This is a genomic window from Streptomyces blastmyceticus (assembly GCF_039521185.1).
Lineage (GTDB): Bacteria > Actinomycetota > Actinomycetes > Streptomycetales > Streptomycetaceae > Streptomyces > Streptomyces blastmyceticus.
In genome coordinates this window covers 198,696-225,284 of the sequence record NZ_BAAABW010000018.1, presented here as the reverse complement: position 1 = coordinate 225,284, position 26,589 = coordinate 198,696, and the positions used below count along the sequence as shown (strand labels likewise).

17 protein-coding genes are annotated in these 26,589 nt (G+C 74.0%); 3 read left to right on the top strand and 14 right to left on the bottom strand.

What is annotated here, in order from left to right:
* Positions 1–32: 32 nt before the first annotated feature.
* Entirely contained in the window at positions 33–926 is an 894-nt protein-coding gene (locus ABD269_RS18175; protein WP_344119050.1) for a LysR family transcriptional regulator, read from the bottom strand.
* Positions 927–1,055: 129 nt separating this feature from the next.
* Here ABD269_RS18175 and ABD269_RS18170 point away from each other — a divergent pair, with 129 nt between their 5' ends.
* Positions 1,056–1,895, top strand: a complete 840-nt coding sequence (locus tag ABD269_RS18170) for an alpha/beta fold hydrolase (RefSeq protein WP_344119048.1) — start codon at positions 1,056–1,058, stop codon at positions 1,893–1,895.
* Between the two features lie 4 nt (positions 1,896–1,899).
* Here ABD269_RS18170 and ABD269_RS18165 read toward each other — a convergent pair whose 3' ends face one another.
* The 12 genes from ABD269_RS18165 to ABD269_RS18110 all read right to left on the bottom strand — a co-directional run bounded on the left by ABD269_RS18165 (position 1,900) and on the right by ABD269_RS18110 (position 21,297).
* Positions 1,900–2,274 carry a hypothetical protein gene (locus tag ABD269_RS18165; protein WP_301889439.1) on the bottom strand — a complete coding sequence of 125 codons (375 nt, stop codon included), beginning with the start codon at positions 2,272–2,274 and terminating at the stop codon, positions 1,900–1,902.
* A gap of 71 nt (positions 2,275–2,345) precedes the next feature.
* Positions 2,346–2,741, bottom strand: coding sequence for a roadblock/LC7 domain-containing protein (locus tag ABD269_RS18160; RefSeq protein ID WP_344119045.1), 396 nt, complete (start codon positions 2,739–2,741; stop codon positions 2,346–2,348).
* A 307-nt stretch (positions 2,742–3,048) separates the two neighbouring features.
* The gene (locus ABD269_RS18155; protein WP_344119043.1) at positions 3,049–4,905 is read right to left on the bottom strand and encodes a hypothetical protein; all 1,857 of its coding nucleotides are present in this window, start codon (positions 4,903–4,905) and stop codon (positions 3,049–3,051) included.
* Positions 4,902–7,013 carry a protein kinase family protein gene (locus tag ABD269_RS18150; RefSeq protein WP_344119041.1) on the bottom strand — a complete coding sequence of 704 codons (2,112 nt, stop codon included), beginning with the start codon at positions 7,011–7,013 and terminating at the stop codon, positions 4,902–4,904. The genes ABD269_RS18155 and ABD269_RS18150 overlap by 4 nt, the downstream gene beginning before the upstream one ends.
* Positions 7,010–9,601 (bottom strand): hypothetical protein, encoded by a 2,592-nt coding sequence (locus ABD269_RS18145; protein WP_344119039.1) that lies wholly within the window; start codon positions 9,599–9,601, stop codon positions 7,010–7,012. The genes ABD269_RS18150 and ABD269_RS18145 overlap by 4 nt, the downstream gene beginning before the upstream one ends.
* Positions 9,598–13,023 (bottom strand): tubulin-like doman-containing protein, encoded by a 3,426-nt coding sequence (locus tag ABD269_RS18140; RefSeq protein WP_344119037.1) that lies wholly within the window; start codon positions 13,021–13,023, stop codon positions 9,598–9,600. Before ABD269_RS18140 ends, ABD269_RS18145 begins: the two co-directional genes overlap by 4 nt.
* Positions 13,024–13,141: 118 nt before the next feature.
* Positions 13,142–15,364, bottom strand: coding sequence for a choice-of-anchor X domain-containing protein (locus ABD269_RS18135; protein ID WP_344119035.1), 2,223 nt, complete (start codon positions 15,362–15,364; stop codon positions 13,142–13,144).
* Positions 15,365–15,529: 165 nt separating this feature from the next.
* A complete protein-coding gene (locus ABD269_RS18130) occupies positions 15,530–16,078 on the bottom strand; it encodes a Pycsar system effector family protein (RefSeq protein WP_344119033.1) in 549 nt (182 codons plus the stop codon).
* A complete protein-coding gene (locus ABD269_RS18125; RefSeq protein WP_344119031.1) occupies positions 16,075–17,118 on the bottom strand; it encodes a hypothetical protein in 1,044 nt (347 codons plus the stop codon). The genes ABD269_RS18130 and ABD269_RS18125 overlap by 4 nt, the downstream gene beginning before the upstream one ends.
* A complete protein-coding gene (locus tag ABD269_RS18120) occupies positions 17,111–19,633 on the bottom strand; it encodes a hypothetical protein (RefSeq protein ID WP_344119029.1) in 2,523 nt (840 codons plus the stop codon). The genes ABD269_RS18125 and ABD269_RS18120 overlap by 8 nt, the downstream gene beginning before the upstream one ends.
* Before the next feature lie 5 nt (positions 19,634–19,638).
* Complete coding sequence (locus ABD269_RS18115; protein ID WP_301889450.1) at positions 19,639–20,496, bottom strand: hypothetical protein; 858 nt, start codon at positions 20,494–20,496, stop codon at positions 19,639–19,641.
* Between the two features lie 90 nt (positions 20,497–20,586).
* Entirely contained in the window at positions 20,587–21,297 is a 711-nt protein-coding gene (locus ABD269_RS18110; protein WP_301889452.1) for a Crp/Fnr family transcriptional regulator, read from the bottom strand.
* Positions 21,298–21,885: 588 nt separating this feature from the next.
* On the opposite strand from ABD269_RS18110, the gene ABD269_RS18105 reads away from it, so the two are divergent.
* Both ABD269_RS18105 and ABD269_RS18100 read left to right on the top strand, forming a co-directional pair.
* The gene (locus tag ABD269_RS18105; protein ID WP_344119026.1) at positions 21,886–23,052 is read left to right on the top strand and encodes an exonuclease SbcCD subunit D; all 1,167 of its coding nucleotides are present in this window, start codon (positions 21,886–21,888) and stop codon (positions 23,050–23,052) included.
* Complete coding sequence (locus ABD269_RS18100) at positions 23,049–26,102, top strand: AAA family ATPase (protein ID WP_344119024.1); 3,054 nt, start codon at positions 23,049–23,051, stop codon at positions 26,100–26,102. The genes ABD269_RS18105 and ABD269_RS18100 overlap by 4 nt, the downstream gene beginning before the upstream one ends.
* On the opposite strand, the gene ABD269_RS18095 is transcribed toward ABD269_RS18100, so the two are convergent.
* Entirely contained in the window at positions 26,092–26,538 is a 447-nt protein-coding gene (locus ABD269_RS18095) for an Lrp/AsnC family transcriptional regulator (RefSeq protein ID WP_301889458.1), read from the bottom strand. The two genes, ABD269_RS18100 and ABD269_RS18095, sit on opposite strands and share 11 nt — an antisense overlap.
* Positions 26,539–26,589 lie beyond the last annotated feature (51 nt).

The following is a 26,589-nucleotide window of genomic DNA, read 5'->3' as shown; positions in this document are numbered from 1 at the left end:
TACGGGTGGGCGGTCCTCCCGCGCGTGCGGCGTCAGGACGGGACGGGCTGCCGGACGTGACAGGCCTCGATCAGGGCGCGCAGCTCGGCGCGGGGCGGGTCGGGGCGCACCGCGAGGTAGGTCGGCATCGCGGGGGCGGGGTTGCGCAGGGGGCGGAAGACCACGCCCGGTACGGTCAGTTGGCCGGCGTAGGGGGCGTAGTAGACCGTCCACGACGGCTTGCCGTAGCCGATGGTGGCCAGGGTGTCCTGGTCGGTGGTGAACTCGGGGCCGAGGACCGGTTCGAACCCGGCCTCCCGGCAGGAGCGCGTGACCAGTTCGTACAGCGCGGGGTTCCTGGCGTGACCGGCCAGCCGCAGAGGCAGCCCGGCGAGGTCGGCCATGTCGACGGTGCCGCGCACGGCGAGGTCGTGGCGGGCGGGCAGCGCGACCATGAGGGCGTCCTCCCACAGGGGCAGCAACTCCAGCTCAGGTACGTCCCTTTGACCCCGCAGCAGCGTCGCGTCCAGCTCGCCGGACCGCACCCGCTTGAGCCGGTCGTCGGTGGCCGCCGTGACCAGTTCGAGCTGGGCGTGCGGGGCGAGCCCGGCGAACTCGGCGAGGATCGCCTCCAGCCGGGTGCCGAGCCCGGAGCTGGTGCCCAGCCGCAACGTGGTGGCCCGCTCGGACCGCAGCTCGTCGATCGCCTCCCGCACCCGCGCCTGCGCGGCCAGCACCTCCCGGGCGTGAGGCAGCAGCCGCCGGCCCGCCTCGGTCAGCCGCACGGCCCGGGTGGTGCGGTCGAACAGCTCCACCCCGAGCTCCCGCTCCAGCCTGCGCACCTGCTGGCTGACGGCCGACTGCACGATGTGCAGCCGCTCCGCGGCCCGGCCGAAGTGCAGCTCTTCCGCCACGGTCAGGAAGTAGCGCAACTGCCGTATCTCCATGCCCACCCCATTGATCAGTATCCGCGATGAGTGTAAGCGCGGTTCGCCTGTTGGCCGACGGCGGTGATCACGGTGAAGTGGGGAGCACCCCGGGGAGACACCGGGGAAACCGAGGAAAGAGGAACACCGATGCCCAGGACCACCCTGCCGATCAGCGGCGGCACGGCCACCGTCGAGTACGACGTCACCGGGACCGGCCCGGGGCTCGTGCTCGTGCACGGCACCGCGGCCAGCCGCGAGCAGTGGGGGCCGCTGACCGAGGCGGTGGCCGACCGGTTCACGGTGGTGGCCCCCGACCTCTCCGGGTCGGGCGGCACCATCGACCACGGCGGCCCGGTCACCCTCGCCGATCTCGCCGACGAGGTGCTCGCGGCGGCCGACCACGCCGGGCTCGGCTCCTTCCACCTGGTCGGCCACTCGCTCGGCGCGGCCGTGGCGACCCACGTGGCGGGCACCCGCCCCGAGCGCGTCCGCTCCCTCGCGCTGCACGCGGGATGGGTGCGCACCGACGTCCGGATGGCGGCCGAATTCCGCTCCTGGCTGGAGATGCTGCGCGTGGACGCGGAGCATGGGACGGCCCTGTTCGCCCGGGCCGTCCCGCTGCTGGCCTTCGGCCCCCGCTACTGGGAACGCGTCGACACCCCGGCCCACGAGGAGTTCGTCCGCATGTTCGCCGGGATGATCGGGGCGGGCGCGGCCCGGCAGACCGAGGCCGACCTCACGGTCGACCTGCGTGCCGTGCTCGGCGACATCACCGCTCCCACGCTGGTGCTGGCCAGCTCCCACGACCGGGTGATCGGCCCCGAACAGCAGGAGGCACTGGTGGCGGGCATCGCCCGGGCGCGCTACGCGGAGATCGACGCCGGGCACGGCGCGCCCGGCGAGGACCCGGCCGGTTTCGTGGCGAAGCTGACCGCCTATCTGGACGAGCGGCTCGCGGCGGACCGGGAGCAGGTGCCCGCGCCCTGAGGGCTCAGACCTCCAGCTCCGCCTCTATCCGCTTCAACTGGTGCCGGGCCATGGCGAGATTCGCCCGCTGGGAATCGAGGACGAGGTAGAGGAAGAGGCCGTTGCCGCCGCGCCCGGTGAGCAGCCGGATCAGGTGGTACTGGGAGCCGAGCGTGATGAGGATGTCCTCGATCCGGTCCTGGAGACTGAGCATCTCCATGGCGCGGAGCTTGGCCCGTACGACATCCGTGTTCGCCGCGGCGGCGACATTGAGGTCGAGCGACTGGGACCCGCCGAGGGTGCCGAGCGCCATGCCGCTGCCGTAATCGACGAGGGCCACGCCGAGGGCCCCCTCGATCGAGCCCATCGCGTCCTTCAGTGCCATTTCCGTGTTCGCCATGACTGATCCGCTTTCGGTGTCGGTGATGGATTTCGGGTTCCGGGATCTCGGTGCGGGGCGCCTGCGCCCGCTCACACCTGTCGCCGGTGCGCGGGCGAGGTGTCGAGCAGCGCGGCTATCCGGGGACAGGCCCGGCGGGCCTCCAGATTCAGCCGGCCCACATTGGCGTCGGCCGCGGCCAGCAGCGTCAGCACGCTCGACGCACCGGCCGCATAGGTGGCCACATAGCCGAATTCGCCGCTGACCAGCAGCTCGCGGAAGCCGCCGTGGCCCACGGCGTCCGTCAGCCGGGCGCCCACCCCCAGGGCGGCGGCGGTCAGCGCGGCCATGCCGTCGGGCTCCGCGTGGGAGAGAAGGTGCGCTATCACCAGCCCGTCCGTGCTCGCCACCATCGAACCGGTCAGATGGGGTACCCGGATCCGTAACTCCTGGAGCTCGGCGAGCACTTCGGGTGGTGCTGCGGTCATCGACTGCCTCCTTCCGGCGAACTGCCTCAAAGTGCGCCTCATCATGGGATCGGTCGAAACTGGCGGCTGCACGGCACGGTCAGACATCCCTCTCCAGCCCGTGGGCGATTACCGGTGGCGTGTCCGTTGCGACGGAAGGTAACCGATCGTGCGGCTGTGGCTCAGGGTTTTGGCATTTGTCAGCGGTAAATCCGGCCTGGGGCCGCCCTGGGCCCGGCGGAGGCATTCCCCGACGTGCGGGCATGGGAGTGGCGCAATTCGAAGCCGTCGGGTGTCCGCCAAGGCGACCGAAAACAGCGGCCGGAGTTCACATGGAGACCAGCACGAGCGCGAGGAGGAGCAGGACGATCACGCCGACGCAGGTCCCCACCACGCAACCCGGATTGCGCGTCAGCTCGGAGAGCCGGGATGCGGAGGTGCGTGGTATCGGGGCGAGGGCGGAGCGCCCGGGGGGTGCGGTGTGGGCCGGGGCGGCCGGGGGCGCGTGGGAAGCGACGGACCGCGCGGGGCTCTGGCCGATCATGTCCCGCAGGATCTGCTGCCACAGAACCGGCGGCAGGTCGGGAGCCCGCCCGTTCCTGGGCGCGAGGATGGTCTCCTGGAGCCAGTTGCCCGCGGAGGGATGGCGATCCAGGCACATGCGATGCAGCAGTTCCTGCAGATCGCGCAGATAGCGTTCGTCGCGGGCGAGGGGGGCGACGGCCCAGGTGAAGAGGTCGGCCGCCCGGCCGGCCAGGGCCATTCGCGAAGCGGGTTCCGCGCCCGGCCCGTTCGGCGTGAGGTACAGGCCGTTGCGGAGCACCTCCGCGCACAGCGCGTGCCGCATCGCCGTACCGCGCTGACGGACGCGGACGCTGTCCCCGAGCTCGTTCAGCAGCAGATCCACGGACTCCGGCGGCAGCCCGCCCGAGCGCAGCTCGTGCAGGAGCACATCGTCGGGCAGGGTGCGCAGGCGGTCCGCCAGTCTGCTGCGCTGCACGGCATTCCTGCGATGGGGCACATGCAAGTCCTCCAGGCCTTCGTGGCGTGCGGGAAGTTCGGTCTCGGCCGCCGGATGGCCGGCGAAGGGTGCCGTGGACACGGACGGGGGGGCCGGTGTGGGCGTCGGGGCGGGAGGGGCGGGATTCGGCTGGGGGGCCTGGGACGGGGTGGTCGGAGCGCGGTCCGGGAGGCGGGGCGGGGCGGCGAGGCCGTCGGCGTCCAGGACGTCCTTGAGCAGGGCGCGCCGTCGCGGCCAGTCCAGCGCCGCGCCGCCGCCGAGTCCGTCGACCAGTTGCGGCACCCCGGGGCGGGCTTCCGGGTGTTCCAGGAGGTGATCCACGAGCCGGGCCGCCGCCCGGTGCTCGAACAGGGGATGGGCCGGTGGGCGGCCCATGACCCGGGCCAGCGGACCGGGACCGCCCGTGTCCGGCTCCCAGCGCGGGACGCTCATCAGCCGGAGCGGATGGGTGTCGACCGTGTCGTACGTGGCGAACGTCCACTCCTGGCCCAGCCAGGGACCGAAGAGCATGAACAGTCCCAGATACACCAGTGGCACGGCGTCCTGGTCGGGCCAGCCGGGCAGCTCCTCCTCGCTTGTGAGCAGGGACACCCGCTGCGTCGGATCGCGCAGCCACTCCGCAGTGACCAGGATGAGCGCGTGCTGGACCGTCGGCAGCAACTCCCGCATCTGCGGGAGCCGTTCCCACGCCAGCGCGTCGAGCTCCGCGCACTCCACCATGGGCTGCTGCCCGGTGGCCTGCTCGGCGGACTCCCGCCGGCCCCAGCCGCCGTGCGCGAGCGCGAGGCTCCGGCGGGTCTTCAGGATCTGCGGCTCGCCGACGAGGACATGGCTGACCGTGCTGGGCCGACCGCCCCGGTCGGTGGTGGGCCAGCGCTGGACGAGCATGACCTCACCGCTGCGGGACAGGGTGCGTACGATGCTCTGTCGCGGGGCCCGCGCGCCGGACACCCACAGCAACGGGCCCAGTTCCCTGCCCAGTTCCTCGGCACGCTCGCTCGAGCAGGAGTGGGCGACGGCCTTCATGCCGGTGCCCTGGCGGCCCTGGTTGCCGTCCCACCGGAAGACCACCTGGTGCACCGAGCCCGCGGTACCGCCGCTGCCCTGCCCGGCCGTGCCGGCGGGTGCCCGGTGATCCGGTCCCCGGTCCTGGAAGTCGTTCACCGTTCTTCCTCTCCCATGGTTCCCCTGGCTTCCTGCGACGGCACCGCTTCCCTCGCGTGCGGCTCTCCCAAGGCGAACGTCCCGGCACCGTCCGGCACTTCGATCAGCCCGTGCATCGCCAGCAGCGACAGCAGCGGCTCCAGCACCCGCTGGGGCCCCGCCCCGGCCGGATAACGGCCGTTGTCCTCCTGACCGCCGGTGGCCGACGCGACGTGCAGGGTGCACCGGCGGATCGTGTCGAACGGGCGCAGCCACGCCTGGCCGGCATGGTGGCGCAGCAGCCCGTAGACGTCCCGGCTCTCCTCGCGGATCAGCGCGGGGTCGAGCGAGGTGGGCGCCGCCTCGCCCAGCCACCGGTCGACGGGTGGCTGGAACCGCAGGAGATCGGCCTTGCCGAGTACCATCGCGGCCGCCACGTCCAGATACGGGCCGTTCTTGGGCAGCCGGTCCAGGACGGTGCCGAAGGCGAGATCGCCGTCCCGGTTCACCTCAAGACCCCAGCGTTTCCTGGCGTGGTCCAGATGCGGCAGCGGGAGAGCCAGCGCCGGGTCCACGACGAAGACCATGGCGTCGACCCCCAGCAGGAAGCGGAGCGCGGCGTCGGTCCGTACGAGGTCCTCGCCGCCCAGGTCGAAGAAGGCCACCGGACGCACCTGCCCGCGGGCGTCGGTGATCAGGAGGGACTCCACGAATCGGGCGAAGCCGTCCAGGCCGAGGGCGCCGGTGTGGTCGAGGACCTTGCCGTTGCGCAGCGGCTGCACCCGTTCCCGTACGAACCGTGCGTGCTGCTCCGGGTTGACGGACTGCCACTTCAGGCCGAACGGATCCAGACCGCCGTCGGTGATCCCGGCGATCATCTGGGTCAGCAGATGGCTCTTGCCCGTGGAGGACTGGCCGACCATCGCGACGGTCAGCGGCCGGCCGTGGGTGAGGTATGGCACGGGGATGAAGTGCTCGGGGAAGTCCGGGTCCGCCGTGCACTTCTGGACGGCGCCGCGCATGATGTCCTCGCGTCGCAGGGGGTTGCCGACGCCGGAGACGTCCAGTGGCCGGTACTGCATCCTGCTGTCGGTGACGAACAGCGACCCGAGGTCGAGCTGGATGATCTCCAGGCAGTAGGGGCAGAGGACTTCCCCGTTGCTCCGCTCCGGCTCCGCCCCGTACCCGTCGTGGGGTCCGGGGGCGGATACCAGCCGCTTGAGGTGGAGCGCGTGGTCGAACGCCGCGTGGTGCGGGCGTGTCTCGTCGGCGGGCACGCTCAGTGTGATGCGCCGGGCGGCACCTGGGGCCAGGAGGTCGAGCAGCCGCTCGGCAGTCGGCCGGTCGGCCGCCAGCGGGGCGAAGGCGCCGCGCAGCGTCTCGGCGAGTACCCGGTGCTCGCCGAGATCGGCGGGTGCCCGGTCGGTGGGACCGGGGCGGCCGGTCACCAGCTGGTAGAGCACCTGGGCCGCGCTCCACACCGCGTCCCGGGGGTCGACGCGGCCCTCGCCCCGGAGCTGTTCGGGCGAGCAGTACGGCGCCCTGCCCCACCGGGTCCTCGGCCGTCCGGCGCGGGCCACCCCCTCCAACCCCCAGAGCTGGACCGAGGTGCCGTCCCAGAGCACGGTGGTCGGTGAGATCCCGCGCAGCACCAGGCCCTGGCCGTCGAGCAGGCACAGGGCCAGCAGCAGATCACGGGCGAAGACCCGCTGGTCGGTCGCGGACATCACATGGGTGCGCGCGGCGGTGCTGCCGCGCGGCGCGGCGTACAGCAGGAACGGCTCGGCGGTGTCCAGTTCGTAGCCGATGATCCGCGGGAAGAGCGCCGCGTACTCCGTGTCGTCGAGCACCTGGTGCAGACGCAGGGCGGTGCCCGCCTCCGCGTCCAGCAGTGCGCGCGCCGCCGGGTTCGCCGCGTCGGCGGCGGTCAGCCGTACCTGGACGCACTGCTGTCCCTCGTCGTCGAGGAGGCCGTTGCGGATCCGCTGGGGCAGCAGCGGATCGCGGCGGGAGGTGCGGCCGAAGCGGACCGGGGCGGTGCGGCGCCGCCCCGAGGGGGTGGTGAAGGCGAGAGTGGTCCGCTGCGAACTGTCCGGCTCCACCAGGTCGGAGTGCGAGGTGCTGGTCACCGGCGGTCGCCGTCCCTTCGCTCGTGCGCGTCCACCGGGTCGGCCCCGGGGCTCTGGCGGGGCCTGACGGTGTCCACGACCCCCATCCGCAGCGGGGTGAGCCGGATCAGACCCGCGTACCGTCCCGACGAGGTCCACAGCGCCTCGTGCGGCTGGGCCGAACCGCTCGTCCGCCAGGTCTTCTCGACCTCGTCGCGCACCGCGTCCGGGGCGAACCTGATCCACACCGCCGCCGCCGGGTCGCGGCTGAGCAGCGTGCCCTGCTCCGGTGAGGACAGCTGCACCACGGTGCGCCGGTCGGCGTCCGCGCCGACCAGTTCGGCCACCCGGTGCGGGTCGGTCCCCAGCAGGTTCGCCGAGGTGGCGCGGGTGCGGTGTCCGGCGGCGAACGGAGGCGGGGCCAGCACCCCGTTGCGCCGGAGGTGGCGGTGGGCCGTCGACAGCAGGTCGCGGACCCGCTCCTCGGTGCGCCGGACGGCGAGGGCGCCGGCCTGGCCGCGTTCGACGGCACCCCAGTAGGGCTCCATGGCGACCAGGGCGGCGTCCGTCAGATCGCGGGCCAGGGTGGCGACCAGCTCCGGTCCGCCCTCGCCGCTCTCACGGTCCAGCCAGCGAGGCACCCCTGCGGCAGGGCCCTCCTGCACGTCGGCGGGCGGGGCGGAGGTCTTCTCCTCGTCGGGTCCGGCGGGCTCGTCCCCGGAGGGCGCGTCGTCCCAGGCGTACACGCTCGCCCAGTCGCTGTCCACGTCGTCGGCCGCGGCGAAGGCGTCCGCCTCCAGCGCCGAGGGACTGGACAGCCAGTCGTCGTCCGCGGCGGGTGGCTCGGTGCCGGACACACCGGCGTCCGCGGGCCGCTCGGACTCGGGCACCGCCTCGGCGTCCGCGGCCGCCGCGGTCGCCCGCAGCATGCCGGCGACGGACCGGGCCGCATCGGCGCAGTACATACGCTCCTCGGCGGCCCAGTGCTCGCGGACCGCCTCGGCCAGCAGCGCGTCGAGCCCCTCCAGGGCCCGACGCAGCGCGGCGGTCCCTTGGCCCGCGGCCCAGGAGTCGGCTGCCGTACGCCAGAGCCGGCGGGCCGTCTCCACCGCTGCGCCGAGGCCCGCCAGCAGACCGGCGGCGCTCAGCCAGAGCGGAGGCCCGGCCGCGTACGCCACCACGATCCCGGCCACCGCGCCGGCGGCGGCCGCGATCCGGGGTCCCATGGCCCAGCGGACCGGGTGCCGGGCACCCCGCAGACGGGATGCGCCGAACAGCGCCGTGCCGAGGAACACCAGCGGGACGGCGAGCGCCAGCGCTGTGAAGAGGCCTTGCCACAGCGCACCGAGCAGCCCCGCCGCGGCCGCCGCCGGGAGACCTGCCACGGGGCTCGGCAGCGGGCCGCCCCGCGTCCCGGATGCGGAGACGGGAGTGCCCCCGCGCGAGCCGGTTCGGACGTCGGGGAGGTCGGCGAGCTTCGGCAGCAGCGCGGAACCGGGCACCGGCTCCACCCGCCCGGCCAGCCCGGTGAAGCGCTGGGCCACCGCGCGCAGGGCCAGCCCCCGCCCCAGCAGCTTCCCGGCGAACTCCCGCAGGCCCTCGCCGATCCGCTCGCCCACGCCCTCGGCCGAGGGCACCCGCAGGCCGAGGGCCGCGAGCCGGGCCGCCGTCTCGGCGGCGGACGGTGCCGTGCCGGAGCCGCCGCTGTGCAGGGCCGTGCCGACGAGGTCCCGGTAGTCGCCGAGCGCCTGGCGCGCCTGGGCCACGTCGGCCTCGAGCGCCTCCCTGTACGAGCCTCTCAGCAGCCCGGGGAGGGCTCGCATCCCGGCCAGCGAGTCCTCGGCGCCGTCGAGGACGTCCGCGCACGCGCGGTACGCGTCGTCCGCCACCCCGCCCGGCTCCCGGTGCCGCTGGTCGTGGCCGCCCAGGCCCGTCACCAACCCCCGCAGCGGCTCCGGCAGATCGGCCGCGGACCAGGCGGCCACCGGCAGATCCGGGGCGAGTTCGGCGTCCTCGCCCGCGAACCGGGTGAGCGCGTCGCGCCAGGCCCGGTCGCGGACCTCCGGCGGCAGGTCCTGCTCCAGCAGCCGCACCCCGGGCGCGGCGACGGCGTCGGGCAGCGATCCGACGTCGTCGAGCACCCTCAGGAAGACGTCCGGGACCGACAGCACATCCACCAGGACCGCCAGCGCCTCCGGGGCGTCGGGCGCGGGCTGCTCCAGCGCCGTGCGGGCGGAGCGCAGATCGCCCGCCCACAGCAGGCCGGTGCCGGGGGCCCGCAGCGCCGCGGGCCGTACCAGCCGCCGGTCCGGCGGGAACGTCTCGTCCTCGTCGGTGGACGAACCGGGGGCGCTGCCGACCAGCAGGACCAGGATCCTGATCTCGCCCACGGCCCGGTAGGCGGTGAGCAGTTCGTACTGTTGCTGATGGCCGGTCAGCCCGGCCGGGGTGTCGACGACCAGGAAGAGCGGGTGGTCGGGTTCCGGCAGCCCGGCCCGGCCGAGCTGGCGGGCGGCCGCGGCACGCAGGGCGGGGGCGGTGCCGAGTTCCGCCGCCCCGGTGCGCAGGTCGAGGTGGACGACCGCACCGACGTCCTCGGGGGTGATCACTCCGTGTCTCCGTCCCAGGGGGCGCGGCGCGAGCCGTCCCGGCCGCTGTCGTCGTCGGCTCCGTACGGACGGGAATCGTCGGGCTCGTCCCACGGCGCCGAAGGCCGGCCGGCCCCGCCGGAGTGCCCGTTGACACGGTCCCCGGAGGAACGCGGCGGCCGGTCGTCGTACGCCGCGTCGTAGCCGCCGGAGGCGTGCGGGGCGGTGCCCCAGTCGTCGTCATCGGCCACGGGACGGCGGGGTTGCGGGATCTCCTTGCGCGGACGCGGCTTCGGTGTGCCGCCGCGGACGTGCTCCAGCAGCGTGCGCAGTGTCGGCTGGACGGCGCGCTTGTCCCCGAACTCGACGTCCAGTGCGGCCGGCAGTGTCTCCGCCCAGAATTCCCACAGCGGCCGCACCCATCCCGCGACCTGCTCGCCGCCGCGCTCCCGGCGCTCCCTCAGCAGCTCCAGCTGGCGCGGGGCGGTCTTCTCGACCAGCTCGACGAAGAGTGGATGCGGTTCGCTGCCGTCGCCGGTGAGCCCCAACGGCTGGACCGCCATCAGGATTGCGCAGTGGTCCTCGACGGCCCGCTCGTCGTCGAGGACGATCCAGCGTTCGTACGAGCGCAGCAGCTCCGCCCAGCTCGACACGCCGCCGGGGAAGTCCGCCAACCGCAGCCGGACGCCGGGCACTTCGTCGCCCGTCTCGGGGAACAGCCGCAGCCGGATCCGGCCCGGCGATGCGGGGGCGCCGTCCAGCACGTCCACCTGGCCGTTCCACATGCAGCACAGCAGCCGGTGCAGGATGGTGCGGCGGTCCTCGGCGCTGCTGACCGTCCAGCTGTCCCGGAAGCCGAGCCGCTGACGCCACCGCAGCACGTCCTGGGCCTGCTCGGAGTCCTCGGCCCTGGTCCACTGGCGCAGCACCTTCCGGGCCTCGGGCACTTGGGCGAGGCTCATCTCGCTCCGGAAGAGGACCACGGTGATCGAGTCGCTCTCCACTCCCCGGTACTCCACGGAATTCCTGGCGTCGGAGGGCAGCCGCAGCTCCTTGCCGAGGAACTCCTTCACCTCTTCCACGGCCTGTACGCGCGGGTGCGTGACGAGCACCCGCAGCGGTCCTGTGCCCTCCGGGGTGAAACCCACCGGCAGCAGGCCGGTCAGTTTGCGGCCGAACAAGTCGAGCGCCTCCTTGCTGACCTGGTCGGCGGCGCCCGCGTCGCCCGCCGCGGCGGCCAGCAGGGTGCTCATGGGCGGCAGCAGCGGGCGCTCCTCCGGCTGTTTGCCGCTGTCCGCGAACAGCCGTGTGATGCGGCCCTCCAGCTGGGCCTTGACGGCCGCCACCGCGCTGTCGGGGTTGCGGCGGCTGAGCGAGTGCGCCCTGCGCCAGGTGTCACCGTTGATCAACTTGAGCAGGAGCGCGGCCTCGTTGTCGTGCTCGCGCAGCGTTTCCCGGCGGATCAGCCGGGTCACCAGGTCCTCGTAGAAGTGGTTGAGGGTGCGCTGCGGCGGCAGCAGATACGAGACGCCGGTGCGGTCCGCGTACAGCTCGAGGCCCTTCTGCTCGGAGTCCCTGCGTTCCCGCTCGGAGTGCGTGAGGAAGGCGTTCACCAGGCGTCCGAGGTCGGTTCCGGCCGCGTCCGCCGGGGACTGCCAGCGCTGCTGCTGCTCCCGCCACGCCTCGTGCCACACGATCCGGCAGCGCCACTGGTACCAGGCGTTCTGCGCCTGGATGGCCGCCTGCACGTCGTCGTCGCCCCAGCGGGCCGGCGACATGCCGGCCAGCCGGCCCCTGATCCGCGGGATCTTGGGAGGCTGCTCGGTCACGCCCGGCGGGCGCTGGGGGGCGACGGCGCGGCTGTTGAGCATGCCGAGGAAGCCGAGCCGGGCGATCGGCTCGTCGCTGTCCGGGACGCCCCGCACGACGCGTTCGGCGAGGAAGGGGTCGGTGGTCTGGAGGAGCTTGTCGATGGCGGGGCGCGGGGCGAACCGGTCGGCCATCGAGGCGGCCTGGCGGTCGGCGATGGACCGGAGGTCGGACAGCAACCGCTGGATGTCCGCGATCCGTTCGCCCAGCGCCAGCTCGATGGCCCTGCTGCCGCGCGGCAGCGGTTCGGGCTCCGGTACGGGCAACTGCTTGCGTTCCCAGAGCTCTTCGAGCTGGGAGTCGGCGAACAGCTGCCGGATCAACGGCACCGCGGTGTCCCGCAGCGATGTACGCGGCCGCTCCACGAGACCCGTGACGGCCTCTCGCAGCAGCCGGCCGGCGACCAGGTCGGCCAGCTGGTCCATCGGGGCGGTCATGGAGGCCACCAGGCCGGTGGAGACCCCCTTCCGGCCGATGCCGGTGGGGGACAGGGCGTTGCGGTGCAGGTCCCGGTTGATGAAGCTCGCGGCGAACGTCTGGTAGTCGTCGGTCGCCGTCACCTGGCCCTGGGAGCGGCCGTCGCCCAGTTCGGTGCCGATCAGCGACATCACCAGGGAGACGATGGAGCGGCGCAGGTCGTCCTGGCGGATGCCCGCGGTCGGGCTGAACAGGAACGCCGTGGGAAGAATGCCGGTCCGCAGCCGGATCGGTGTCGTGCCCGGGTAGCGGACGCCGATCCCCGATTCGTGGTCGAGGTCGCCGATCTCCGCGCCCTCCGTCGGCGCGTTCTGCCCGTCCACCAACCGGAACAGGTCGACCAGGGCGCGCGCCCCGTTGAGGTCCGCCTCCCGCCCGCCACCGGCGGCAGCCGGGAACGAGGAGGGCATCACGACCAGCGGGTAGATCCTCACCCCGTCGAAGCGGCGCATCCGGAAGGCGTGGTTGATCAGGTGCAGGTAGTCCAGGAAGATCCCGGCACCGGTGCCTCCGGCCACCGAGAAGGCGACGAACACATCGCAGCCGTTGACCTTGCCGCCGCCCAACTCGCTGAGCTCACCGGCCGCCTTGGCGATCGCGTCGATCGCCTGGAGCAGCGGTTCCAGGACCGGGGCGAGGCTGTGCCGGAGGGTGGCGAACAGGGCGGCGCGCCCGACAGTGGGCAGCTGGCCGGCGCCGCTGCGGAGCGGGACGACCTTCGGCTCGTTGACGCGCGGCGGCAGCCAGTCGGCGACCTCGTCGCGCAGGCTCGCCCGGAGCATCTTGGTCACTTCCGGTGAACTGTCGAAGTTGGGAAGGAGGTTGTGGGTGGCCCGGGAGGTGCGGGCGTACGCGGCCCGCAGCGACGGGTCCACGTTGAACTGCGGCAGCCGCTGGAGGTCGGTCTCGCTGTAGTCCGCGTACACGAACTGGAGGCAGCTGGGCAGCTGGTAGGGGGCGTGGCCGCCGAGGCGGCCGGTGAGCGCGATGCCGTCCGGGCCGCACAGCTCCGCGCGCAGCCTGCGTTCCAGTTCGGCACCGACCAGGCCGCCGGTGCCGCCCAGGCCGACGAAGAGCATCGGCTGGAAGATCTTCATGGGTTTCCTCCCGTTGCGGCCGTATCGGCGGCCGGCTCGTCCTCGATACGTCTGTGGGCTGCCCGCGGCACGGCGGCCGCGGTGCGATGTGCGGCGGCGCACCGGTCCGCCCTCCACCTCACCGGTACGACTCGTAGGTGCTCCCGCCCTCACCGGTCGCGGGGGTGGTGGCCGTGGGGGTCCGGGTCCGGGAAGCCCGTGTTCTGCGGGCCTTCGGGGTGCGGGTCTCCTCGCCGAGGGACAGGCTCAGCGTGTCGGTCAGCGGGACGCTGCCGTGCGCGGGCAGCCGGGTCCGTCCGGCGCCGCGTGTGCGCAGCACTGCGCCGCCCTCGGGGCTGCGCCGGACGGCGTACTTGCCGTGGCTGCGCCGTTCGATGCGCGGGCTGCGGTGGGGTTCGACGACGGCGAATTCGTACCACTGCTTGTGCCCGTGCCCGGCCGGGTGCTCGTTGAGGATGTCGCCCTCCTCGGAGACCAGTTGCAGCATCAGGCCGGACGGGTCCCTGCGCACCCGGCGTTGCCGCACCAGGGCGACGGCCGCCGCGGTGGCCAGCGCGATCAGTGCGGCGGTGGAGGCGAATGCCCACCAGTACTTGTCCCAGACACCGGGTTCCGGCGTCAGCCGCACCGAGAGCGGGGACCGCACCAGCGCCCGGTTGCCGTCGGTGGCGTCGACCACCGTGACGGTGCCGGCGAGGCGCAGCCCGTCGCCGTTCAGACGGCCCCCGAAGGCGCCTTCGGGCCCGATCTCGACGGTCGCCTTCCGGGTCCCGGACTCGCCGGGCCTCACCTCGATCTCGGCCGGGGTGACCGAGAGCAGCCCGGGCCGGAGGTCGGTGACGGACAGCCGCAGGGTGTGCGGGGTGCCGCTGGTGTTGTGGACGGCCAGGGTGCCGGTGACCGTGGAGCCGGGGTGGGTGTCCGCGGCGGGCAGGGTGAGCGCGGCGGTGACGGGCAGTTCGCCGGGTGCGATCTGGCCGCTCTCGCTGCGGGTGTCGGCGCTCAGCCCCGAGGCCGTCAGTGTGCCGCTCACCTTCAGCGCCCCGTTGGCGCTCCTGGGGATCTGCACGGTTCCGGTGAAGGAGCCGTCGCCCGCTTCGCGGTCGGGCCCCTTTCCGTCGTCGGCGAGGTTCACCGGCAGCGGTGCGAAACCGTCGCCGGTCAGCTCGCCGCGGACCTGCAACCCGGCGTAGTCGCGCGTGTTCTTGATCTCGTAGCCCTCGCGGGTCTGCAACCGCATGGTCACCGTGGCCTTCTCCCCGGCCTGCGGCGACGGCGGGTCCATGGTGATGGCGCCGCGCAGCTCGCCGTGCCACAGCACACTGACGCCGACCGGAAGGGAGCGGTGCCCTTCGGGGGCTTCGACCTTCACCTTCCAGACGCCGGGCACCGGGTCGGTGATCTTCAGTGCCTCGACGGCGTGTCCGGCACCTGCCAGCTCGAACCGCGACTTCCGGTACGTCCCCGTGGTGGGGACCTGGTGGCCGCTCGGGTCGAGGTAGGTGACCGTCACCTCGGGGTCGCTCTTGTCGACCACGATGCTGCCCACGGTCGCCAGCGGCGAGATGGCGATCTCCAGGGTTGCGGGCGGCCGTTCGCTGGTGCCCTGCGCGTACCGCAGGCAGTGCGCGGCGGCGAAGATCTGCTCCAGCATCGGGCCGACGTCCTTCGACCCGGAGACCTTCTCGGCCTTCGGGAGGGCGGAGGGCAGTTCGACGCAGCCCTTCTGGTATCCACCGGCGGCCATCCGGTCGAGCTGCGCCTTGTCCGGTTCGGGGCCGAAGCCCAGCGGCCAGATCTGGACGTGCTGGTCGGCGGCCTCCTTGAGCGCGAGCTCCAACTGCCGTTCGCCCTCGGCCCGGCGGTGCGCTGGGTCGCCGTACTGGGGGCTGTCGGTGACGTCCAGCATCCCGTCGGTGAGCAGGAACAGCACGCGGGGCACCGATGGGTCGGAACCGGTGCCGAGCTCGTGCACTCCCTGGCGGATCGCGCTCGGGAAGTCGGTGCCGGCGCCCTCGCTCTTCTTGCGGCTGCGCAGCTTGCCGACGCAGCCGCCGATCGACTCGCGCCCCGCCGCGTCCAGCGCGGTCCGCGGGCACACCGGGTCCACCGCGTGCTGGTCGCCGGACTCGGCGTCGGCGAACCCGAAGACCGTGACATGGGAGGACGAGGAGACGTCGCCCAGCGCGATTCGTGCGGCGGCGGCCTTCTCGGCCGCCATGTCCTCGGGCGCGAGGCTCGCGGACTCGTCCACGGCGACCGCGTAGTCGACCGGCCCGAAGGCCGGCTGGGCGCCCGTCGCCAGTACCGGATCACGGCCGTGAGGTGCCAGCAGGGACACCAGTACCGCGGTGCCGCACAGTACACGGACCGCGGCGCGGCGCGCCCGGCCCCCTCTCGTGCGCCGACTTGCCCTGACCGTTCCCACGGCCGCCCCCTTGCTTCGTCTCTGCTTCGTGTGCGTGATGGCCCCGCGCCGCCCGGCGGCGGCGTCGGCCGGCCGCGGTCAGCGCGCGGTCAGACTCCAGGTCAGTGCCAGTGCCGCGGCGGGGCTCAGCGCGCCCACTCCCCAGCGGATGGTCCGGTATTTGGCGGCCAGGATCGCGCTGACGTCCATGGCCTGTACGAGCAGCCAGCCGACCGGATCCCGCCCCGCGTCCGTGATCTCGGCGGAGAGCCGCCCGACGTCCCGGGTCAGCAGGTCGCCGAAGTACGTCACCCCGTCCTGGGCGCGGAGAGTGCCGGTCCGCGGCATGAGCGCCCGGACCAGCGCGGCCACCGCGACCGCCCAGAGGACGCCCGCGGCGACCAGCATGAGGTCGGCGGGCCCGTGCCGGCCGGGTACGCCGTGTGTCCCGATCAGGAACGCGGGCAGCGCCAGCGCTGCGGAGAGCAGCACGGCCGCCTTCGAGTCGGCCCGGCCGAGGTCCTCACGGACCGAGTCCAACAGGTGTTCGGCGATGCGTTCTCCGGACCGGTCGTGGCGGTGCCGACCCCTGTCCGGCACCGGCACGACCGGGTCCGGGGAGGTCCGTACCCCGCTGTCGGCGGTCATCGGTCCTCCTCCGCCCAGGACCATCCGTCGTCCCGGTTGCGGCTCCGGCGGCGCGGCGGCTCCGGTTCGATGTCCTCGTCCTTCCGTGGCGAGGGCCGGTGCCCTGCCCGGGAGGGCGGCTCGTCCGCCACCCAGTCCGGGGTGAACGGCTCGGCCGCGGGCGGCTCCAGCTCCGGGGTGTCCCGGCGGGCGGGCAGCGAGCCGATGGGCCCCTGGATGTGTCGGCGGCCGCGATTGAGGAGTTCCAGCGCCTGGGTCTCCACGTCATTGGAGTGGACCTGGCCGCTGCCGACCATGCCGAAGAGCCGCTCGACGCGTTCCTTCTCGTCCTGCCTGCCCTCCTGGCGGATCTTCTCCAGGAAGTCCTTGGCCGCCTCGGGTTCGGCCGCCAGCATGTAGCTGAGCTGGTCCAGCTCACCGCCCTGGAGCATGGCCCGGAACCTGTCCTGGTGCACCCGGGTCAGCTCGGCCGAGGCATGCGCGTCCCGGATGCCGTCCATGTGCTGGATGGTCCGATCGTCCGCCCGCAGCCGGACGTACAGCCTTACCCGCAGGCCGAGTTCGGACCCGAGGTCGTCCCAGCGCCCGCCGGCGCAGTTGCGGGTGATGGCGCGGTCGGCCTGCTCGGCCTCGGCCTCCCGGTACTCCGAGGAGACCTCGCGCAGCCGTTCCAGTACCGGGGCGCTGAGCCGCTGGGCGACATCGGTCACGACCTCGGTAGCGGCCAGATACGGATCGCTCACGGTCCAGTGGATGTCCACCTCGGCCTTGAAGAACGCGGTGCCGCCCGCGGCCGGCAGCTCCATCTGGAGCGTCGTCTCGAAGGTGCCGAGCGCGATCTCGCAGATGGTGTACGGCCGGGCCAGAGCCCGCTTGTCATGGTGCTCGGTACCGGAGACGGTGACCACGCTGTGGCCGCCGTTCCGGTAGAAGAGCACCGAGGCCGTCCGGGCGCTCGCCTGCCGGAACACACCCGTCGGCGTGTACTCCCGCAGGAACGGACCCGCGGCAGCGCTCCCGTTCGCCACGTCCTCAGCCATGCCTCTCCTTCTCGCCCGTCCGGTCCCGCGGCGGGACGGCGAGCCACCACAAGGAGCGCGCCTGCGCGTCGGGGAGCGGATTCTCCGGATCGTTCATCAAGCGGCGCAGCAGCCAGTCCAGCCGCCGCCGGTCGTGCTCCTCGGCCGTCAGGACGGGCAGCAGCGCCGCCAGGCCCGGCCGTGTCCACTCCGTGCCGTCCTTGCGTTCGGCGGAGCGCAGCAAGGCGGCCAGCGCGTCCATGGCCACGTCCTGCGACCGCGGGGTGTTGAGCGCGGTCCACAGCAAATCGGCCAGCGGGCCGACGAGTTCGGGACGGGTGGCGGCAAGGGCGAGCACCAGCGGCCAGTCCCCGCGGTCCCCCAGCGGCGAGCCGGGCTCGTCGTCCAGCACCTCGGCCACGCGGGAAACGGCGAACCGGACGGTGGTCACCAGACCGAGATCCTGGTACGCCTCGCGCGGGTGGTGGGTCCAGTCGGTCAGCCGCCGCAGTACCGTCGCGCTGTCCCGGAGCGTCAGCAGCCGTACGACGTTGAGCGAGGCGACCGCCAGCTGCTCCCCTTCGTCGCGCACCCCGATCCGGGCCAGGGCGTCCAGGCTGCCGTCCGTCGTGGCCGCCGCGTTCCCGTAGCCCAGCGCCATCGCGGCGGTCCAGCGGAGTGACTCGGTCTCCTGCCGGCTCCACTCGTCGACCAGGTGCCGTACCGCCTTCCGGTGCGAGGTATGGCCGGCCGCCTGGTCGATCGTGGTGGCCGCGAAGATCCTCCGGCGCGCGGTGGCCGCCTCGGCGAGGGGCCGGATCAGCTCCGCGTAACCGTGGTCGAAGTCCCGTACGCACAGTTCACCGGCGGCCACCGCGGCCCGCATCCACACCTGGGGGCGGGGATCGTCCGCCAGCAGCCGCAGCCAGCGGACGACAGGTGCCCGTACCGGGAAGTGCCGGTCCCAGATCTCGGACAGCACCGCGGCGGGGAGGGCGGACCCGCGGTACCAGACCAGCCGGGCGTCCACCTCGGTGCCGGCCACCTCGACCCGGCCGTCGACGAGTTCGCCGCGCGAGAGCGCCAGGTCGGATTCCGGGTCGTCGCAGAACAACGGGCGGGCGGGGGTGCTGTCCGGAGCGCTCTGTACGGACAGTTCCCAGGTCAGCAAATGGGCGGCGGCGGCCACGGCACTGTGCGGGGCCCCGCACAGTACGGCGAGCGCGATACGGAACGCCACCGGGTGGAACAGGGCCGCCGCGCCCGGCCGCGCCCCCGCGCTCCCCTCGGCCGGGGGAGCGGCCGGCACCCGGTCCACGCCGGCGAACCACTCCTGGGCCTGGGCCGCGGCGAGGCTGCGGCAGCCGGCCAGCAACTCCTCGTAGGTGACGTCCTCCAGCAGATGTCCGGCCAGCAGTGACGCGAACAACTCGGCCTCGGCGGGGCGCAGGTCGTTCAGGCCGACCGCGTCCCTGACGTCCTGCCGGCCGGCCAGCTCCTCCGCCCGGCTCAGCAGGTCCGCCACCCGGTGTCCGCCGTCCGGCGCGTCGGCCTCCGCCTCGGCGACATGGTCCTCCAGCCGCTCCCGCAGCCGGGTGGTGAGCAACTCCTGTGTGGGCACGGGCCGGCACAGCATTCCGTACCGCCCGGCCAGCAGCGGGTTCGCCGCCGGTCCGACGGGGACGACGATCACCGCGAACGCCCGGCACCCGTCGAGGGCCGCGGCCAGCGCGTCCAGGTCCATCACATCCGGCGGCGGCGAACCGGGCTGGGTGAGGGCGAGTTCGAGCAGGTAACCGGTGGCGGGCCGCTCCTCGGCGCCCGGTGCGCCGCCGAGCGATGTGGTCAACCCCCGTACGCCGCCGTCCGGACCGACGCGCAGCACCCGCGGCCGGGCCGTCGGCTCCGCGCCTGCGGCGCCCGCCGCGAAGGCGGTGACCTCGTCGAGGAGGGCGAGCGCGGTGCTGGTGCGTCCGGTGCCGGGCGCGGCACCGAGGACCAGCAGCCGGCGGGCGCGAAGCGCGTTGCGCAGCGCCGGGTACCCCTCCGGCTCCACATGGACCCGGCGGAGCCTGCGCAGGTCCTCGTCGGGCACCGGCCCGCTGCGCATCCCCACGGCGGACTGGCGGGCGTCCATCCGCAGATGGATGTCGCCGATGTGGGCGCTCCGGATGTACGAACGGTCGAAGCTGTTCAGGTCCCGGCCGGTGTCGAACAGCATCCGGGTGGAGCGGCGGGCCCGCGACGCGGCGGCGAGATCGGTGGACCCGTCCTCGCTCTGTTCCTCGGCGAGCGGATCGCGGGTGTGCTCCCTGAACCGCCCCGCGGCACGCTCTCGTTCCTTCTCCCGCTCCGCGGCCTCGTCGCGGGTGGTGTCCCCGTCGACGTCCGCCGCGCCGTCCTCCCCGGGCGCCCTGTCGTTCCTCTCCCCGCCCCCGGCCCGGTTGTCGGCGTTGTCGGCCTCGGGAGAACGGCCGTCGGCCGCGCTCCCGGGTACGGGTTCGGGGGAAGCGACTGCCTGCTGTTCGTCGGGCACCTCGCTCAGCCCTTCCGTCGCTCGGCGCCGCCGGTGATCCGCCCGATGTGTACGGACTGCTGGTAGACGTTGTCGCTGTGCTGGGACAGGTCGCCGTGAACGGTGTACCGGGCGCCGGAGGCCCCGAACCGGTCCCCGTCGTCCGCTCCGGCATTCGCGGCGTCGTCCGCCTCGGCGGGCCAGGCGTCCCTTTTGCCGGGATTCTCGGGCATCCGCGCATCGACGGCCTGCAGCGGATCGCCCGTGCCGGAGCCCTCGCCGTCCGGAATCGCCGGAGCGGGCCGACCGGGGAGGTGGAACCAGGCGGTGACCTCGCCCTCCTTGAGCGTCAGGCGGGCCGCGGAGTAGCGCGCGGGCTCGATGAACTTGCCGCCGCCGCGGATCACGTCCTCGTACAGCGACTCCGAGGCCACCAGCACGAGGTCGGCCCGCTCGGCGTCCAGCAGCCGCCGGGCGACGGGAGAGTCCGCCAGCCGGCAGGCGAGGTCGACCGCGCGTCCGCTGATCCCGCGGTCGTCGTGCCGGACCGGGCCGACATGCATGCCCACGCGCAGACCCAGAGGTACGCGCAGGGTGCGGTTCTCGTCCCGCAGGTTCTCGTGCACCTCGACCAGCCACAGCCCGAGCAGCCGGGTCACCGCGATCCGGCCGGCCACCGACAGCAGCACACCGTCGCCGCGGTCCTCCGTGTGGACCGCGTCCCGCGCCACCCCGGCATGGGTGAACGCCGCTTCCAGGACCCGGTAGATCCGGGCCCGCATCCGCGGTTTGTCCACGTCGTCGTACGTCCCGGAACCCCGGGCGTCGACGCTGATCACCGACTCGTAGCGCGCTTCGCCGAGATTCATCGCGTCGTCGTCCACCCCGTGCCCCCTGTCCGGTTGCCGTCACCCCGAGCTTCGGGCCCGGGGCCAAGGCCGTCTGTAGCCGTTTACACACTGCCGGGCGTGGATTTAATCCTGATGACCGTCCGCCAGGAGGGCGAGCAGTGCGGGATCGAGGATCTCCACCATCCGGTTGCCCGTGCGCACGACTTTCTGGGTACGCAGCAGCCGCAGGGCCTTGGCGACGGCTTCGCGGGTGGCTCCGACCGTGGCGGCCAGCTCGTCCTGGGCCAGGTGGACGACGGTGCCCGCATGCGAACGGCCCGCTACGGAAGGGGTGTAGGGGCCGGAGGGTTCGGCCCGGGACAGTTCCGTGAGCCGGGCTGCCAGGCGTTGCAGCACGGTGAGCGAGGCGAGTGCGGACCGCTCCTGGTCGGCGCTGCGGAGCCGGAACGTGAGCTGGCGGATCACCAGGCTGCTGACTCGTGGATGCAGCGCGAGGAATCGACGGAACATGTCTCCTGGAATGACCTGCGCCTCGATCGGCCCCAGGGCGCGCACGGTGGCGCTGCGGGGGTGTCTGTCCAGCGCGGCCATTTCGCCGAGCAGTTCACCGGGGCCGCGCAGGCCGAGGATCAGCCGGGTGGCGCCACGGTCCGTGGCCACGGAGACGGTGACCCATCCCTGAAGGATGATCACGACGTGACTGGACCGGTCGCCCTCCATCAGGAGTTGGGCATCGGCGGCATAGCGCTTTCGGCTTCCGAGGGCCATCACGCTCTCGTTCTCCTGGGCTGTCAGAGCCCGTGCAAACGCCAGCTCGTCGCCGAGCAGCCCCATGGCCACTCCCCCCACGGCAATCCGTATGGCCTGAATTTCATTGGCGCCGATGGTCGCAGAGTGACACTTCGGGCGATGCTTCGGGTGGACTGAAGCGCGCCATGTTGCCCGTAGGTGACGGTAATTGACGAACTGCCAGGTGGGCTGCCCGAATCTCCCGCAGGTCGATACCTCTTCCCCTTCCGTGCGGTTGCCTCAGGCCTCCCGGCCGCCCGTCGCGGCCCCTGCGTCCCCCGAGGTCCCCGAGGTCGGGAACCGTCCCCGGGGCCGACCGGGCGCATCGATGACGGCAGCGGGACCGGGGCGGCGAGTTTGGCGAAAACCTGGGTTTCGGCCACGTCGGATCACTGCCGCACAGGCAAGGTGCGCGACGGTGGCGAACCACCGTCTCGGCGGACCTCCGCCCGAAGGGCACGGGCCGGGCATCTGGAACGCGGCTGGGGCGCATGAGCGACCTGCTCCCCGTGGTAGATGATGGTTCGGGTGCTGCCAGGCGTTAGCGTGGTGGGTGCTGATGGCGGGCCCGTGCCGGGGCGTGCCGGTTCCAATAGGTGCAGTAGGGGGAAACGTGCAGGTCGGAGCAGTTTCTTGAGAATGCTGCACACCTCCGACTGGCACCTCGGGCGCTCCTTCCACCGCATCGGCCTGCTCCAGGCCCAGCGGGCGTTCATCGACCACCTCGTGAGCGCGGTCCACGAGCACGAGGCCGACGTGGTGCTCGTCTCCGGGGACGTCTACGACCGGGCGGTGCCACCGCTCGCCGCCGTCGAGCTGTTCGACGAGGCGCTGCACCGGCTCGCCGACGCCGGGGTGCCCACCGTGATGATCTCCGGCAACCACGACTCGCCCCGCCGCCTCGGCGTCGGCGCCGGGCTCATCGAGCGGGCGGGCATACACCTGCGCACCGACCCGGCGGGCTGCGGCAGCCCCGTCCTGCTCAGCGACGCGCACGGTGACGTCGCCTTCTACGGCCTGCCCTACCTGGAGCCCGCCCTCGTGCGCGAGGAGCTCGGCGCGCCCCGCGGCGGTCACCAGGCCGTGCTGCGGGCCGCCATGGACCGGGTCCGCGCCGACCTCGCCGCGCGGCCCGCCGGGACCCGGTCCGTCGTCCTCGCGCACGCCTTCGTCGCGGGCGGCGCGGGCAGCGACAGCGAGCGCGACATCACCGTGGGCGGCGTCGCCTCCGTCTCCCCGGAGACCTTCGACGGCGTCGACTACGCCGCCCTCGGCCACCTCCACGGCTGCCAGACCATCACCGAGCGCGTCCGCTACTCCGGCTCGCCGCTGGCGTACTCCTTCTCCGAGGCCGACCACCGCAAGACCATGTGGCTCGTCGACCTCGGCGCCGGCGGCGCCCTGACCGCCGAGCGGCTCGACTGCCCCGTGCCCCGCCCGCTCGCCCGGATCCGCGGCCGCCTCGACGAGCTGCTGGGCGACCCGCGGCTCGAGAAGCACGAGCAGGCGTGGGTCGAGGCCACCCTCACCGACCCGCACCGCCCCGAGGAGCCCATGGCCCGCCTCGCCCGGCGCTTCCCGCACGTGGTCAGCCTCGTCCTCGAACCCGACCGGGCCCCCGAGGACCCCCACGCCTCCTACGCCCAGCGGCTCCGCGGCCGCACCGACCACCAGATCGCCGGGGACTTCGTCGCCCACGTGCGCGGCGGCCGGGGACCCGACGACGCCGAGAGCACCGTGCTGACCGGCGCCATCGACGCCGTACGGCTGGCCGCGGCCCTCGGCGAGGAGGCCCGATGAGGCTGCACCGGCTCTCCCTCCACGCCTTCGGGCCCTTCGGCGGTTCCCAGGACATCGACTTCGACGCCCTGTCCTCCGCCGGGCTCTTCCTGCTGCACGGCCCCACCGGCGCCGGGAAGACCTCCGTCCTCGACGCGGTCTGCTACGCCCTCTACGGCGGGGTGCCCGGCGCCCGCCAGGGCAGCGGCCTGACCCTGCGCAGCGACCACGCCGCCCCGGGCACCCTCACCGAGGTGACCCTCGACCTCACCGTCGGCGGCCGGCGGTTGGAGATCACCCGGCGGCCCGAGCAGCTCCGCCCCAAGAAGCGGGGTGACGGTCACACCCGGGAGAAGGCCCACAGCACGCTGCGCGAGCGCACCGACGACGGCCGGTGGCAGGGCCTCAGCCGCTCCCACCAGGAGATCGGCGAGGAGATCACCCAGCTGCTCGGCATGAGCCGTGAGCAGTTCTGCCAGGTCGTGCTGTTGCCGCAGGGCGACTTCGCGCGCTTCCTGCGCGCCGAGGACACCGCCCGCGGCAAGCTGCTCGGCAAGCTCTTCGACACCAGCCGCTTCGCCGCCGTCGAGGACCGCCTCGCCGAGCTGCGCCGGGCCGCCGAGAAGCAGGTCACCACCGGCGACGAGCAGCTCCTGGCCCTCGCCCACCGGATGCAGCAGGCCGTCGCCGACCCGTCCCTGCCCGCCCTCGTCGCCGTGCCCGGGCAGCGCACCTCCTCCCGTACGGCACCTCCCGGCGGAGCGCCCCTGGCCCCGGGCGACGCCGGGCTGGCCGAGGCCGTGCTGACCTGGGCGGCGCTGGCCCGCTCCGGCGCCCGGGAGCGGCGGGACGCCGCGGCCGTCGCCGTACGCACCGCCGAGGTCGCGCACCGCGCCGCCCAGCAGCACGCCGACGCCACCCGCGAACTGGCCGGACTCCAGCGCAGGCACGCCGCGGCCCGGCAGCGCGCCGCCGCCTTCGAGGAGCGCGCCGCCGAGGCCGAGCGGCTGCGCGAGCGGCTGGAGCGGGCGCGCGCCGCCGAGTCCGTCGCCCCCGCCCTGGAGCTGTACGAGGAGGCCGGGCGCGCGCACCGCGCGGCCGCCGGCGCCGAACGGGACGCCCGCGACCGGCTCCCCGCCGACCACCACAGCGCCGCCGCGGCCGAGCTCGCGGCCCTGGAGCGGACCCACCGCGAGGACCTCGGCTCGCTCTCGGCCGCCCGCCGCGCCGAACAGCGCGCCGCCGGGATCGCCGCCGAACTCGCCGGCCTGGACCGCGAGGCCCGCTCCGACGAGGACGCCCTCACCGAGGCCGCCGACTGGCTCGCCGGCTGGGAGGCCCGGCACGCCGCCCACCGGCAGCGCGTCGAGCGGGCCCAGGAGGCGACCACCCGGGCCGCCCGCCTGGAGGGCGAGGTGGCCCCCGCCGGGCGCAGGCTGGACGCCGCCCGGGAGCGCGACCGGCTGGCCGGGCAGGTCACCGGCGCCCGGGCCCGGCTGCTCGAAGCGCGCGAGCGGGCCACCGCGGCCCGCGAGCGCTGGCTCGACCTCAAGGAACGCCGCCTGCTCGGCATCGCCGCCGAACTCGCCGCCGGGCTGGCCCCCGGCACGGCCTGCAAGGTGTGCGGAGCCACCGAGCACCCCGACCCCGCCCGCACCACCGCCGGTCACGTCGACCGCGCGGAGGAGGCCCGCGCCCTCGACCTCTCCCAGCGCGCCGACGCCGCCCGCGAACGGTCCGAGCGGGAACTCCAGGCGCTGCGCGACGCCCTCGCCCACGCCGAGGCCGACGCAGGCCCGGCGACCGTCGCCGAACTGGCCGCGGCCGCCGAGGACATCCGCCGCTCCTTCGCCGAGGCCCGGGCCGCGGGGGCCGACGCGCACCACGCCCGCGAGGCCTTGCAGGGCGCCGAGCGGGAGCACGGGCTGCGGAGCGACGGGCAGCGGGCGGCCCAGCTGCGCGTCACCGCCCGCACCGCCCGCAGGGAGCACCTCGACGCCGAACTGCGCGCGCTGGAGAAGGAGTTGGAGCAGGCGCGCGGGGGAGCGGCGACCGTCGCCGCGCACGCCGCGCGGCTGGAGCGCCGCCTGACCCTCCTCGCCGACGCCGCCGAGGCCGTACGGGCCGCGGAAAGCACGGCGGACGACCTGGCGAAGGCCGAGGCACGGCTCGCCGGGGCGGCCGCCCGCGCCGGATTCCCCACGCCATCGGACGCGGCCGGTGCCGTGCTCCCCGACGCCGAGCAGCGCGCCCTGCGGCACCGCCTCGACGCCTGGCGGAGCGAGGAGGCGGCCGTCGCCGCCGAGCTGGCCGACCCGCAGAACGCGGCCGCCGCAGGGCGGCCCCCCGCCGAGCCGGCCGCCGCCGACGCGCTGCTGGCCGCCGCGACCCGGCGGCTGCGCGAGACCTCCGCCGCCGAGTCCGCCGCCCGCACGCGCTGCGCGGAGCTGGACCGGCTCTCCGCGCAGGCCGCCGCCGACGTGCGCCGCCTCGCCCCGCTGCGCGAGGAGCACCACCGCGTGGCGGGCCTCGCCACGCTCGTCGCCGGGACGTCCGCCCACAACGAGCGGAAGATGCGCCTGGAGTCCTATGTGCTCGCCGCCCGGCTGGAGCAGGTCGCGGCCGCCGCGACCGTGCGGCTGCGGCGGATGTCGGGCGGGCGCTACACCCTCGTCCACTCCGACGCCCGGTCCGGAGCGCGCCGTTCGGGCCTCGGCCTGCATGTCGTCGACGCCTGGACCGGCCGCGAGCGCGACACCGCCACCCTCTCCGGCGGGGAGACCTTCTTCGCCTCCCTGGCCCTCGCCCTCGGTCTCGCCGACGTGGTGACGGAGGAGGCGGGCGGCATCCGGCTCGACACGCTCTTCATCGACGAGGGCTTCGGCAGCCTCGACGAGGAGACCCTCGACGAGGTGCTCGACGTGCTCGACTCCCTGCGCGAGCGGGACCGCACGGTCGGCATCGTCAGCCACGTCGCCGACCTCCGCCGGCGCGTCCCCGCTCAGCTCCAGGTCGTCAAGGGCCGGTCGGGGTCCGCCGTGCGCCACCGCACGGCGGGGGTCACCGGCTGAGCGCCCGGCGGGCGAGCGGCGAGGAGTAGACCACGCTCGTGGTCACCGCGCCGAGGGCGCCGATCCGCCCGGCGACCTCCTCCAGATGCCGCATCGACCGGGCCGCAACCTTGATCACGAAGCAGTCGTCGCCCGTGACGTGGTGCGCCTCCAGGATCTCCGGCGTGGTCGCCAGCAGCTCGTGGAGCGGCTCGTCGCTCCCGTTCGGACGGCGCAGCCGGACGAAGGCGAGGACGGGCAGCCCCAGCTTCCCGGGGTCGACGACGGCCGTGTACCCGCCGATGACACCCGCCTCCTCCAGCCTGCGGACCCGCTCGGTCACCGCGCTGGAGGACATGTCCACCGTGCGCGCCAACTCCGCGAAGCCCGCACGGCCGTTGCTCTGGAGGGCGTCGAGGATGCGCCAGTCGGTGGCGTCGGGGGAATAGCCGGTCATGGGTGATGTCTACCGTGGAAACCCCCGTTGAACAAGGGTTTTACCGGGGAT